General features: G+C 60.9%; 8 protein-coding genes. 4 read left to right on the forward strand and 4 right to left on the reverse strand.

Annotated elements, in window-relative coordinates; genetic code table 11:
* Positions 1–424: 424 nt before the first annotated feature.
* From TZ00_RS18750 to TZ00_RS20590, 3 genes are all read right to left on the reverse strand, one after another.
* Positions 425–781, reverse strand: a complete 357-nt coding sequence (locus TZ00_RS18750; RefSeq protein ID WP_052521380.1) for a hypothetical protein — start codon at positions 779–781, stop codon at positions 425–427.
* Between the two features lie 200 nt (positions 782–981).
* Positions 982–1,689, reverse strand: coding sequence for a DUF7507 domain-containing protein (locus TZ00_RS07215; RefSeq protein WP_052521381.1), 708 nt, complete (start codon positions 1,687–1,689; stop codon positions 982–984).
* The gene (locus TZ00_RS20590; RefSeq protein WP_084605973.1) at positions 1,652–5,140 is read right to left on the reverse strand and encodes a DUF7507 domain-containing protein; all 3,489 of its coding nucleotides are present in this window, start codon (positions 5,138–5,140) and stop codon (positions 1,652–1,654) included. Before TZ00_RS20590 ends, TZ00_RS07215 begins: the two co-directional genes overlap by 38 nt.
* Positions 5,141–5,975: 835 nt before the next feature.
* On the opposite strand from TZ00_RS20590, the gene TZ00_RS07235 reads away from it, so the two are divergent.
* The gene (locus tag TZ00_RS07235) at positions 5,976–7,475 is read left to right on the forward strand and encodes a response regulator transcription factor (RefSeq protein WP_084605974.1); all 1,500 of its coding nucleotides are present in this window, start codon (positions 5,976–5,978) and stop codon (positions 7,473–7,475) included.
* A gap of 62 nt (positions 7,476–7,537) precedes the next feature.
* Here TZ00_RS07235 and TZ00_RS20340 read toward each other — a convergent pair whose 3' ends face one another.
* Positions 7,538–9,052, reverse strand: coding sequence for a helix-turn-helix transcriptional regulator (locus tag TZ00_RS20340; RefSeq protein WP_052521384.1), 1,515 nt, complete (start codon positions 9,050–9,052; stop codon positions 7,538–7,540).
* Positions 9,053–9,443: 391 nt separating this feature from the next.
* Between TZ00_RS20340 and TZ00_RS18770 the strand changes: the two genes are divergently transcribed.
* The 3 genes from TZ00_RS18770 to TZ00_RS07265 all read left to right on the forward strand — a co-directional run bounded on the left by TZ00_RS18770 (position 9,444) and on the right by TZ00_RS07265 (position 12,669).
* Complete coding sequence (locus tag TZ00_RS18770; protein WP_052521385.1) at positions 9,444–10,220, forward strand: response regulator transcription factor; 777 nt, start codon at positions 9,444–9,446, stop codon at positions 10,218–10,220.
* Positions 10,221–10,996: 776 nt separating this feature from the next.
* Positions 10,997–11,329 carry a hypothetical protein gene (locus TZ00_RS20345; RefSeq protein ID WP_238579615.1) on the forward strand — a complete coding sequence of 111 codons (333 nt, stop codon included), beginning with the start codon at positions 10,997–10,999 and terminating at the stop codon, positions 11,327–11,329.
* 110 nt (positions 11,330–11,439) lie between these two features.
* A complete protein-coding gene (locus tag TZ00_RS07265; RefSeq protein ID WP_044440581.1) occupies positions 11,440–12,669 on the forward strand; it encodes a heparan-alpha-glucosaminide N-acetyltransferase domain-containing protein in 1,230 nt (409 codons plus the stop codon).
* The last annotated feature ends 405 nt before the right edge of the window (positions 12,670–13,074 follow it).

Here is a 13,074-nt window from a genome sequence, read left to right on the forward strand (position 1 = left end):
TGCTTTCCAGCCAGACCGACTTGGAGGTCCCGACTTAAGTTTCGCGCCTTCAAGTTAAACCGAAGTGAAGTTGTTGCCGATACCGATGCGCCACATTTCACCCTAAAATCACCCGAACATGATGTTTGATCACTCTCTAGGGGCACTCACGATGAAGGGAAAGTGATATTCCGGGGCGGGATATGCGTCAAGCTCCATTTCGCAACGGGTGAGTTCATCGATGGACACCGAGACCAGGTCGGAGTCGACCCCCTCGTTCCGGAAGTCGCCAAGGAACATGCGCGGAATTCTGTGGCCCTACAGTCGGCGGAAGCTGCATACGCTGAAGCCGACAAGACATAGGCGCTGCCGCGCAATCTCGTCGAGAGGAACTCATCGCTTCCGCGCCGCGCCGCATCGTGGGCTGGAACGCATCAGCAGACTCCTAACGGCGGTTGTCACCGTCAGCCCGGGCGACGCCGCGAAGCACACATGCGGTGTCCGGCGGTGCTGCGAAGTCTGATGAGGCCTGCCAGTTCTCGCTCGTTCCAGCTGACACCTCGACAACAGTATCCGCCGTGGCGAGGATCGTAGCGTTACTCGTGGCGAAGAACACCGTCACCGTGTAGAGGGCGGTGCTGTCGGTCGGGTTCTCAATCGTGCCGCTGAGGCTCCAGCCATCATCTGTAGCGATGCAGCTGCTGGTCGTGATGTATTTCCGGAGGTCCGGGTCATTAGGAACCTCGGTGGGGACATTGGGGTCGCCAACGGCGCCGGGAGGGAGCCCCTCTGCTGAGAACACCGGGGTCTTACTAGGCGTCGGATCACTCGTGTGATGGACACCGGTGACTGAGTTAGTGCAGCCTGTTGTGGCGCTCGTCAAGATCAGCGTTGTCGTGATCAGGAGTGCAGCTCTGGAATACCGCATTAAATTACCTCTGGCTAGGGGAACTGGCGGTGGTCTTCCTTACGGGAGACCACCACCAGTTCAGTGCGCTGTAGTTAGTGCGTACTTCTGCGCCGACGGTCCTGAACGATCAGAGCACTTCCGAGGAGGAGGAGCGTAAATGCGCCACCGACCAGTAGGTTAACCCCGGTGACACCGGTCGAGGCCAGTGGCTGAGTCGGTGTGATCTTCGGCGGCACGGAAACCGTCACGCTAGACGATGGAGATCCCACCGGGGTTCCGCCGGGAGGAGTGCCGGTCGCCGTCGCGGTGTTCTTCACTGGCCCGTTGACCAGGTCAGCCGCCGTAACAGCGTAGTCGGCAGTCGCAGTAGTCGACTGTCCGGGCACCAGCACCCTGGTGGGGTACTTGATAGCGGAAAGGTTTCCGGTTCCGGTGAAGGATCCTTCAGAGACGGTGACGTCTCGAAGGGTCACGTTGCCCGTGTTGGTAATCAGGAACGAATACTGCACCACCTGGCCGGCCGCGGTAACGGTGTCACGGCTCGCGCTCTTCACAACACTGATACTCGGAGCCGGGTCAAACGGCACCGACGTCTCGCTCGGGGGCGAGGTCGGCGGCGGGGTGTTCGGATCCGGCGGGGTGCCAGTGCTCGTCGCCGTGTTGGTGACCTTGCCCGCATCAACATCAGCCTGCGTCAACACATAACTGGCCGTCGCCGTCGTCGACTCACCCGGAGCCAACGTCCGCGTCGGATAACTCACCTCACCCAACGTGCCGGTCCCCGTGAACCTCACCCTCATTGACAGTGATGTTCGTCATCGTGACGTTACCCGTGTTCGTGAACACGAACGAATACGTGATCGTGTCACCCACCTTCCCGGCCTGCGCCGGATCAGCAGACTTCACCATCGTCAAACCCGGAGCCGGATTCGCCGTCACCACCGCGCTCGACGGCGGCGACGTAACAGGGGTCCCATCAGGCGGCGTCCCCGTCGACGTCGCCGTGTTCGTGATCGAGCCCGCATCAACATCAGCCTGCGTCGCCACATACGACGCCGTGCACGTCACCGACGCACCCGGCGCCAACGACGCCGCACCAGCAGGACACGTGACCGCCGGAGCCGTCCCCGTTCCAGAGAACGCCGTCTCAGCAACCGTGACATCCGTCATCGTCACATTGCCCGTATTCGTCACAACAAACGAATACGCAACCGCATCGCCCGCCTTCGCAATCGACGACGGATCAGCAGACTTCACCACAGCCAACGACGGATTCGGATCAATCGTGACCGTCGACGTCGACGGAGGAGTATCCGTCGACGGACCAGTCGGAGGAGTCCCCGAACCCGTCGCCGTGTTCGTGACCTTGCCCGCATCAACATCAGCCTGCGTCAACACATAACTGGCCGTCGCCGTCGTCGACTCACCCGGAGCCAACGTCCGCGTCGGATAACTCACCTCACCCAACGTGCCGGTCCCCGTGAACTCACCCTCATTGACAGTGATGTTCGTCATCGTGACGTTACCCGTGTTCGTGAACACGAACGAATACGTGATCGTGTCACCCACCTTCCCGGCCTGCGCCGGATCAGCAGACTTCACCATCGTCAAACCCGGAGCCGGATTCGCCGTCACCACCGCGCTCGACGGCGGCGACGTAACAGGGGTCCCATCAGGCGGCGTCCCCGTCGACGTCGCCGTGTTCGTGATCGAGCCCGCATCAACATCAGCCTGCGTCGCCACATACGACGCCGTGCACGTCACCGACGCACCCGGCGCCAACGACGCCGCACCAGCAGGACACGTGACCGCCGGAGCCGTCCCCGTTCCAGAGAACGCCGTCTCAGCAACCGTGACATCCGTCATCGTCACATTGCCCGTATTCGTCACAACAAACGAATACGCAACCGCATCGCCCGCCTTCGCAATCGACGACGGATCAGCAGACTTCACCACAGCCAACGACGGATTCGCCTGGGCTGTTACGACCGCGCTCGACGGGTCCGACGTGACCGGGTTGCCCGTAGGCGGCCTGCCGGATGCGGTGGCCGTGTTTGTGATACGACCAGCATCCACATCAGCCTGCGTCGCCGTGTAATCAGCAGTACAGACCACTGACGCACCGGGGGCCAACGATGCGGCACCCGCCGGACAAGTCACAGCCGACAATGTTCCCGAGCCGCTAAAAGCGCCCTCGGTTATCGACACGTTCGTCAGTGTCACGTTGCCGGTGTTCGTGGCCGTGAACGAGTACCTGATCGCCGCACCAGCCGCGGTGATCGAGGTCGGGTCCGCAGACTTCACGACCGAGATCGACGGAGAATTCGGGGCAGGCACAACAACCGTGTCTGGCGGGGAATTCACCGGCGTGCCCCCAGGAGGTGTGCCCGTGGACTTCGCCGTATTCGTGAGCGAACCCTTGTCGACGTCTGCCTGCGTGACCGTATAGGAAGCAGTACACGTCTCCGACGCACCCACCGCCAACGACGTAGAGGGGCATACCGCGTTCGACATAGTCCCCGAACCCGTGAACGACTCTTCGGTGACCTTCACATCATTCAACGGCACGTTTCCGGTGTTCTTCACCACGAACGAGTACGTGATCTGTCGCCCGACAGTGAACGAGGCCGCGTTGTCTGGAGAGGCCGACTTGTCGACCGTGAGCGATGGCGCCGGGGCCGTCGTGACCGTCGTCGTCGACGACGGCGGAGACTTCACCGGCGTCGTGCTCCCCGGCGGGGTACCAGACGCCGTCGCGGTATTCACGACCGATCCGGCAGACACATCCGCGGCCGTAATGGTGTAGACAGCGGCAGCCTGGCACGTCACCGACGCGTTCGGCGCCAACGTCGTCGTCGGGCAGGTCACCGCCCCAGCCTTCGCATCAGCAACCGAAATACTATTCAGCGGCAGTGGACCGGTGTTCTGAACATCGAAGCTGTACTGGATCGTGTCACCCGCGTCGACCAATCCGTCACCATTGACGTCGACCGGAGTCCCGGCCCGCTTCACCAAAGACACAGAAGCAGGCTTAGCCGTATTGGTTATCGTGCATCGAATATCGTCACCGATCTGCGGGGATATCGCTGCGCTCGTTCCGCTAGCGGCGCCAGGAAGAGTCGTGGTGCTTCCCGTCGCGGCATTTACACAGACCCACGCTTGGTTATAGAAACTCAGATTGGTTGTGCCCCCCGCAGTTGCCACTTCGGAAAGAGTGAACTGCCTGCCGTCCGTGCGTGGGAGAACCGTCACCTCTCCGGTGGTAGCCGTGTTCGTTGTGCCGGTTGTTGCCGAACCGAGGGCGCTTCCTTCAGGCGACGTGACTCTTAGATCGAAGGAGTCGTTCGTGCCAACTCGACTTGCGACCGTCTTGTTGAGCGTCACCTTCGCTGTCTGGATACCCACGCCGATACCGGACCGAGCAGCTGTACGCCAGGTAGTGGAGAAGGTCGAGGGCGCGGCTGCAGAAACCAGGAGCGCCGTTGACTTGCCCCCGGCGATCGTAGTTGCGCCAGCTCCGGTGCCCGCGCAGCTGATCTGCGTGGTACCGATACCCACCGGGTTCTTACAACCCCACTGCCCGTTGGGAGCAAGCGTTTCGAGTCGATCGAGCGGCTTGTCAGAATTCCAGACGAAAGATTCGCCACTCACATTATCTTCGACATCGGCCGCGACGAAGGAGAACCCGGTCACCAACGCGCCCGATGGGTCTCGGACCTGGATGTTGTCAAAGGTAAGGACACCCGCTTGCACGACACCGTTAGCGAATCTGCTGTAGAGCGCGTTGTTTCCCGGTACACCGCGGTACGCGTCGGTTCCGAAAGCAAAGCGCGTTTCCAGCGGAGTCTGACGAACCTCGATCGACAGAGGCGGAGTACCGCTGACATTCCTAACCTTGATCGCAAAGGTGGCCACATATCCGCCTTCCAGCGTGATCGTGGTTGGTTGCCCGGCGGTTGTGCGGGCCACAGTCTCGTTGAAATTCGTGAAGTCGAACCAACAGATCGTCCGCGCGTTCTGGCCATTATTGGCAGAGGTATTGGCATAACCGCACCCCGTGTTCGCGGCTTGGGCCGACTGACTTGGCAGGAAGGTCGAAAACGCCACGCCAAACAACATGGTGATCAGGGCTATCACCAATAACATCGCCGATGGACGAGCCACCGGGCTCGAGGCATCGAGACGCAGTGCTCGGCCAGCTTGAGGCTGTGCCAAAGGACCCAAGAGTGGGCGAAGTCGATACCTGGTCATGTCTAGACTTTCTGCGCAGGAGCGTGTGCGGGCACCTACTGACCGACGTATTCGACCGTGAGGCCCACTCAGTCAATTGCCAGGAAGCCGAAACGCAAAACCTGACCGGTAGATACCACCCGTGCCTCACCCGAGATTCATCCGAGCACGAGGAAGTCGAACCCAGAACCAAGGCTCACCGCACAAATGAGCCTCCCCTCCCCTTTAATGCTCGCCAGGCTCTATGCCGCGTTTTTTTGAGCTTGAGTGCCGTTACGCGTCACATCAGAGTCGGCTACGACTCCGTGTGCTAGTTGGTGCGACGGTCTGATGCCAATGAGGAGTTTCTTCGTGGGGGACTCGGACTGGCCCATGCTTTGGGTCCTGCGGAAAGTGGGCTGCCCGATCGCACCTGTGTCATGGACCTCACCTACTGCCGCACCCTGCCCGGCTGGGTCGACGTCGCGTTCGATGTTAAGGTCAACTCGCTCATCACACGTGCGACACAATAGGCCGACGATTCACTCAGGCAATTGCCAGCCGATGACTTTTCCTAGGCAGACGCCTCACTCCCACCCGGTTGTCACTCCGTTATCACCCTGGAAGTAGATCGGACTATCGCCCAGGAGTGTGACATGTTGGTGTTCAGGCCGTGACGGGCCGGGCCAGCAAAACTGCGGCCGCCCGTCGCTCAGCGCCACCCGTGGCATGGAACGGGACCGCTCTCAGTCGCATCGACGAACGAGGGAAGGAAATCCAGCACCGTGAATTGTCCAATAAGGCGAATGTCGGCAACCAGCGGACAGATGCCGGTTCAGCTGACAGGTCCCTCGTATATCCCTCAAACGGAGCAACAATGAGTTACCCGAGCCTTCTCACCAGCGCGAGCTCGGAACACCCTGACGAATTTGCCCTGGCCATCGACCACACCTTTTTTGCCAGGCTAATAGAGGATCCTGAATCACTCCTTGTTGGCTTTGCAGCGATACAACCCCAGTGGCTCACTGAGCACCCTCGTTATTTGGTGGCACAAGCGACTACGCGCGCAGTGAGCCAGCCCTACGTGCCCGTGCCCGACGACGTGTTCCGTACGTACGCTGCTTGGGTCGCGAACCAGGAGCAGCCCGCCGCCCGAGATTTGCTCTGCGTGGGGCTCGTGCGGCTAGGAGTGCTTCTCGCGGTGGGACGAATTTCTGACGCCGTTTTCATCGCCGACGAGTGCTCTCGAATCATCCAGTCCACAGGCCTCGACACCGATATGAACGACATCTTACCCGGAGCCTCCATTCGACTCGGGCTCACCAAGCTCCTGGCTGATGACCTTCCCGGTGCCATCGGCCTGTTCGGAGATGGAGCGCGGCGAGCACGCATCAACGGACATCCGGCGGCCCCTTATATCGACGGCTTCTCAGCGCTTGCCTTTGCACTTGACGGAGATTTGACAACTGCACGACAGCATCTGCGTCGACCGAGCCGTCAACCGGCAGATCGAATGACTCCACTTCGCAAGACCTTCGAAGAAACTCGCGCCCTGGCCGAGGCGCTCGTCGCGCTCGAGTCAGGAACGGACCTAGGGTCCAAAGAGTGGAGCGACAGCATTCAGCAAGCCGAGCTGTGGTGGGTGATCGAACATGTCGAAGCAAAACAAGCTCTTATCTGGGGAAGGCCAGAACCCGCGGCGGGCAAGCTCCGCGCCTCGCTGCTCAGCGCATCCAGTATGGTCGGCCCCGGCACTATCGCGGGCGCAATCCTGTATGAAGATCTCGCCAATCTGTACCTCTCATTCGACGAAATCAACCTGGCGGCAGACGCACTGTCTACCGAGGTAATGCGCCAACCGAACGCGCGAGGTCTCGCAGCACGAGCGCGCCTCGCGCTTGCCAATGGACGCCCGGATGAAGCTCTGCGGCTGAGCATTCAAGCGGGGACGAGCTCAAGTCGCATCGGAGGAACGATCTCCTTGCAACTCACACGTGCCGCATCCGAACTGGCGCTCGGCTCGTACGAAGCCGGAAGGGCGCGGCTTCATCGCGCTGCTGAAAACATACGCGAGTCGGGGGCCTACGCAGAGGTCGCTGTCAGTCCGGCGTCACTCCGCGAGGAACTTGACGAGATTCTTGGCGACGTCAGCAGATCCCTCCCTCAGGTATTCTCTCCGGTCACTCCAGTTCTCCTCACCGCCCGAGAGAACGAGGTGCTTGATGCGCTCCATCGCTTCTCGAGCGTCAAGGAATTAGCATCGGCATTGCATATTTCACCGAACACGGCGAAAACACACCTCCGATCCCTCTACAAGAAGTTGGGGGTGACAACGCGCGAACAGGCTATACACATGTCTAGAAACCGCTCGGTCTGAACCGGCGCGAATAAGACAGGTGCATCCAGCGGAGACAGCGAATCACACCAGGTGGCTGCTCGTCAGATGTCGAGATCTCGCCCGATCCACAAGGCATCCTCGCGAGAATGCGCGCCCAGCTTTCGGTACAGCGCGCGCACATGGGTCTTCGCTGTGTTCGGCGAAATGTGCAATGCGGCAGCGATTTCTTTGACCGCTCGATATTTGCGCAAGGCTTCGAAAATCTCGAGCTCACGAGGTGTCAGTCTGACTCGTGATTGGAACGTCCACGGCTGCGGAATCCTCATCTCGTCTCTACCTGCCAGCGCGAATAGGCGGCCACGAACCGCTGGCGGCGCAGCCATCAATGCCAACAGAGCACCATCGTGCTCCAAGGAGCTCGCCGCAAGACGCATCGCACTACTGTTCCCACGTTCGCCTAGAGCGAACTCGGAGGAGGCGTAGAGCACGGCTCCGCTCGCTCGGAATCGGGCCGCTGCCGTGCTGGAGTGTGTTGCTTCCTCTCGATCCAAGAGCGCCATCGCAGCCTCGGGTTGCCCCTGAAGCATCGCTTGTCGGGCACGGGTCACCACCAGATGTGGCTGCTCGGGTGGCAACCATGCTGTTCCCAGCACCCGGTCCGCCGCACGGAGGTCTCCGGCCGCCTGATAGAGGCTCGCGAGGTCTGCACGAAGAACGGCGCCAGCGAAAGACGCCTGCCCCGTACGCCGGGGCTCAACCTCGAAATACATCATGAGACGATGAGCCGCCGGCCAGGGCCTCTCATCAACCAGAGCCCGCATAGCCTCGGCGTGGAGAAGTATCCATCCGAGTTCTCCGTCGCGAACCGACTCGTCGATCTGACGGAAGACCTCATCAGCTCCTCCCGAGTCAAGGGTTCCGATCGAAACAAGCAGTCGGGCGAGAAGCCCTGCCTGCTCACGGAGATGTTGGACGGTACCCGGTTCGGCCCGCACGAAATGTTCGGGCAACAGGGCGGCCGCTTGGTTGTAACGCTCGTTCAGGGCATGGACGAGAGCCAGGTGTCCGCGTCCGAAGGAGACATAAGGGTGTTGAGGTTCCGACGATGCCCACCGGATCGTCTCGCTGAAACACGATGCCGCGGAGTCCAACTCGCCGGCAAGCAACTTGCCGACTCCGCAACCGAGCAGTACGGCTGGCATGACATCGGGCATCCCCTCGGCGTCTAGCGGAACTGACGTCACATATCGAATCGTCGCATCGATGTCGTTCGATGCATCGCCATACCGCGCATGCAGGAGGAACAGACGGAGCCGCTCTAATCGACAGACGAGGACATCGCGTGGCGCGGGTTCGCATTGAGCACCGACCCACGCCTGGTACGGAGCCACAGCGTTTCTGTCTACGACGCCACGGGAGTGTCGTACGGCCTCTACCTGTGCACGCGCCAATGCCCGCCTAGGGTTTTTCTCGAACCAGGTGTCTGGTGCGCGGGCGAGCACCTCCTCCACCGCACCGGCATCCTCATAGAGATATCGGCAAAACGAGGACTTCAGCAGCGCACCGACGCTCTCCCAATCTTCGCGGGCCGCTGCCCGCGCGAGGTCTTCGACCATGCGCACCGTTCTTTCTTGATCCTGTTTGCGCAAAGGCGCACTGGCTCGCCGAGGGCGACCAACCACTCGCGCGCGCGATCCTCCGTTGCGATGAGTGAGGATCAATCCATTCAGTACAGAGCTCTCATCCGTGACGCACATCGGACATTCGCCTGATCTTGGGCCATTTCTCGCCGCGCCTTGCCAACGGGGACGACCGATGGGGTGAGAAACGGGCTAAGCGCAGGGTGATTTTTGCTCGGGGCAGGTCACGCGACGAGCTCATCGACATCTCTGTGAGCAGAGTCTGTAGAAGCCGCTCGACGATCCGGCGCTATCGCTGGCGCTGGCTCGTGAAACTCCGGGGGCTGCGAACAGCCGCAGGCCGCCACACAAGAAGAAGGACACCGCTTTGCACAGACCGAACGTCGTAGCCGGGATCGCTTCAACCGGTCCCGCCGCCCGCGCAATATCGGCCGTCATCGACTTGCAGGCTGTCGTCGCCTGCACGGCAGCCCTTCTCACGTACCGCCATCAGCCAGATGAGAGCGACCGCGTCTTATTCAGCTACAACATGTCAGTGGAACAGGTACGGTCCGCGCTTTCGGCGCTCGTGGAGATCACCGCACAACGTCCCACCCAGGACGCATGCCGCGACGAGAATTTCTGTTGGAGCCGGCCACTGGACCTCGCGCGACAGAGGTACGTTCGAACCTCCTCCACCATGAATGAAGCCCACCCTGGTGCGTCGTTCCTTCTCGTTGACAACGGACATACGATTGGCACGATGCATCTGCGTTTCGGCCGGACGACTGCATTCACGAAGCTCGAGATCGAGACCATAGACAGATGCCGTCTCGCAGTTGAGCACGAAACGAGGGAGCTCGTGCACGCGGCTGACGTCGGCTTGACCAAGCGCGAGCTAGAAGTCTTGAACATCCTCGCCTCGGGAGCCAGCAACTTCGAGATCGGCGCGCTGCTGATGCTCTCCAGGCATACGGTCAGCTCGCACCTTGAGCGGATCTTTCTGAAGCTGGGTGTCACCAACCGCGTACAAGCAGTTCGGGTCGCTCTGCGTCTCGGCTTGATCGACGAACAGCCATCACAAGGCCCTCCGCCTTCACAACCGCCTGTCCCGAGCAACGAGATACCTGACAACCTCTATCGCCGGGCAATATGCCTCTGCTAGATCATCGTCATCGATCACGACAATGCCTGATTCGGTCAGTTCGGACCGTCGCAATCCAGAAAGCACCAATACGACCTCGATCGTGAGACGTCCGCCGCGTTGCGACCGAACCCGGACCGTATCGGGTTTGACCCTCAGTAGTGCGGCGATTCGATCGACCGGAATACCCGCTTCCAACGCTGCTCCCAGAATATGACGCGTGTCCCGAAACGCACGACGCCGACCTGATGCTGATGCACAGCGCTCGGCCTTCTTGGCATTACGGATGAGCCGAGCAACGCTACGAGGCAGCCCGTGCGCAGCATCCGAACCCGGGCTGTCACCCGATGAGAGCTCGGTAGGGACCATTCATTTATCTTCAATCTTTGAAGGCCGGGTCGATAGCGAAGCCCACGAATCTCATCCCAAAGTCACCTGCCAGGTGCTGTCGTCTTGTGAGGAGGAATGGGGCAGCAGCCTCAACGTTCGAATCTCTCGACCCGCCGTCATGATCGGGACCGCTCACCGTCTCTTACAGACGGTGGTATTCATCACCTCACAAAAACCAAGGGCAACAGATGCGAGGAACCAACATGATGAGCTCCGATCAAGAGGCTGTGGACGCGCTTGCAGATTGGATGTCGACCCGTTCAATGAAGCTCGGCTGGGAACGCCTGGCCGGGGGCAGCGGCTTCAGCCTCGGACTCGCAGAGCCGCACCGCGCCTTGTTACTTGCATCAAACGGCGAATGGGAGCTACACCTTACTACCGCTCGAGGTGTCAGAAACGTCGCACTCGTGTCGTTTGCGGACTCTCCTGAAGCGCTGCTCGACGGAGTGCTCTTCGCCATCTTCATGAAGGCGACGTCGGAGCTCCACTGCCGCGATCGTACGGCCAGTGTGGGACTAACGCATGTTCTGCGAGTGCTCGCCAACGAAACGAACGATAAGCGTTATAGCGGACGGGCAGCCGCTCTTCTCGCCGGTCACGCCAGCAAAGACGGCTATGAGCGGCAGGCCCGAATACGACTCGAGGAGGCAATCCGACTCTTTGCCCTCGCAGGCGACACCACTGCCGCCGACACCGTCTCCTCTGCCCTAGAGAACCTGCAGGATCTGGTCCTCTACTAACGACCACCCTGAAACGTCCCGATCATCCAGCCAACCGAAGCGCTTGCCTCCCGGCAAATCAGCCACACCCGACGTCACCAGTCGCACGTGCACAGAATGAAGGATCACTAATGAAACACACTCTCGCGGGCCATCACGCCCCGGCCACGACGACCGGGGAATCTGGGCGGATCATCGCCGTGGATCTTGCTCGCCTGATCGCCGTGTTGGGCATGATCGCCGAACACCTCCTCTTAGGCGACGCTCCGGAGTTCGTTCTCACACCCATAACCGGATTCCCGTCGACGCTTTTCGCCGTTCTTGGCGGCGTGAGCGTCGCACTGTCGATTCACCGCTTTCGAGACAGCGGGCAGCATCTGCGCGCAGCTCTCACAGTCGCCGTCCGCGGTGTTCTCATCGCAGCGATCGGCCTGATTCTCTCCCTCGCCCCGACGTTCGTTGTTGTGATCCTGGTCTACTACGGCGTCACGATGGTTCTGCTCGCCGTGCTCGTCAACCTGAGGTCGTGGATGCTTCTCACGCTCGCCATCCTCCTGGTCATCTTGGGGCCCCAGCTCAACATCGCAGTCTTCAAAGCAGCGAACCCGGAGAGGATCGGTGAGCTCCCCCTCACCAGCCCAGGCGAGTTCCTCCAATCCGTCGCCTTCACCGGCATGTACCCGGCCATCACCTGGCTTGGCTACATGATCGTCGGTCTTCTTGTCGGGCGATGGATTATTGCGCACCGGTCTCAGAATCGCCGCGCAACAGGATCCCGCCTGGCCATCATCGGCTGCGCACTCCTTCTCGTGGGTGTTTCCTCTGACCTCCTGAGCCGGCCCGCGGTCATCGACACGCTCAGCGACGGCCACCCCTCCTACAAACCGGACCTCGCGGCATGGGTCGTTCATCAACAGTTCGGCCACCCCCTCGAGGGCGGATGGATCGCTCTCGTCAACGCTGCACCGCACAGCGGGTCCACCGCCGACATGATCCGCACGATCGGCGCCGCGGTAGCCATCCTCGGCATCCTCCTGTGGATCACGGCGAACAACCGCCCAATGAACTTTCCGATGCGGGCACTTCAGAGGGCCGGCGGTGCGCCCCTGACGATCTACGTCGCCCATATCCTTTCATTAGCTTTCATGGGGGCGATCCTTTCGGGCTCCGGATCTGCCGGGGAGGTGCCCTGGTGGGCGCTAGGCCCCGGCGCCATCGCGCTCCAGTACCTCGGAATATGCGTTCTCGGCGCAGTCCTAGCAGGCCTGAACCGCCGAGGACCACTCGAAACCGCGGTGAGCTGGGCTACGCGAAGCATCGTCGGATGCATCACATTAAAAACTCCGAGGGGTGTCAGGTGAGGTAGCGCACAATCGCTGATTCGCCACCGCTGCACAGAACTAACAGGGAAGACCTGGGGGGGGACATGAGCGACCACATTTACCGAGCCGCGAAGGCTCCGACATCACCTGATTGGACCGAGCATGTTCTCGATGCGACGGGCCTCACTATGTTCGTCGGGAATCTCATGTTCACGCCCCCTTAGGGCGAGTTGATCATCATGGTCAACGATGCGTGCGAAGATGCCGCGCTGGGGATGTCACCCGAATCGAAGGTCGTCTTCGTGTCGAGCGGTGACGACTCGATGCAAGATTGCTCGGCTTGGCTGCTCTGTTCGCGGGCGTCGGTGTGGTTCCCAACGGCGCCGTCACCGCAGCCGTGACCGCGATCGGGGTGCCATACCGAAGAGTGCACTCAACTGCACC

The sequence above is a fragment of the Agreia bicolorata genome (assembly GCF_000938265.1).
GTDB lineage: Bacteria > Actinomycetota > Actinomycetes > Actinomycetales > Microbacteriaceae > Agreia > Agreia bicolorata.

Excerpts from the sequence above, each read along its gene's own strand:
- TZ00_RS07215 (WP_052521381.1), bottom strand. The coding sequence starts at position 1,689 with ATGAGGGTGAGGTTCACGGGGACCGGCACGTTGGGTGAGGTGAGTTAT.
- TZ00_RS20590 (WP_084605973.1), bottom strand. The coding sequence starts at position 5,140 with ATGACCAGGTATCGACTTCGCCCACTCTTGGGTCCTTTGGCACAGCCT.
- TZ00_RS07235 (WP_084605974.1), top strand. The coding sequence starts at position 5,976 with ATGAGTTACCCGAGCCTTCTCACCAGCGCGAGCTCGGAACACCCTGAC.
- TZ00_RS20340 (WP_052521384.1), bottom strand. The coding sequence starts at position 9,052 with ATGGTCGAAGACCTCGCGCGGGCAGCGGCCCGCGAAGATTGGGAGAGC.
- TZ00_RS07265 (WP_044440581.1), top strand. The coding sequence starts at position 11,440 with ATGAAACACACTCTCGCGGGCCATCACGCCCCGGCCACGACGACCGGG.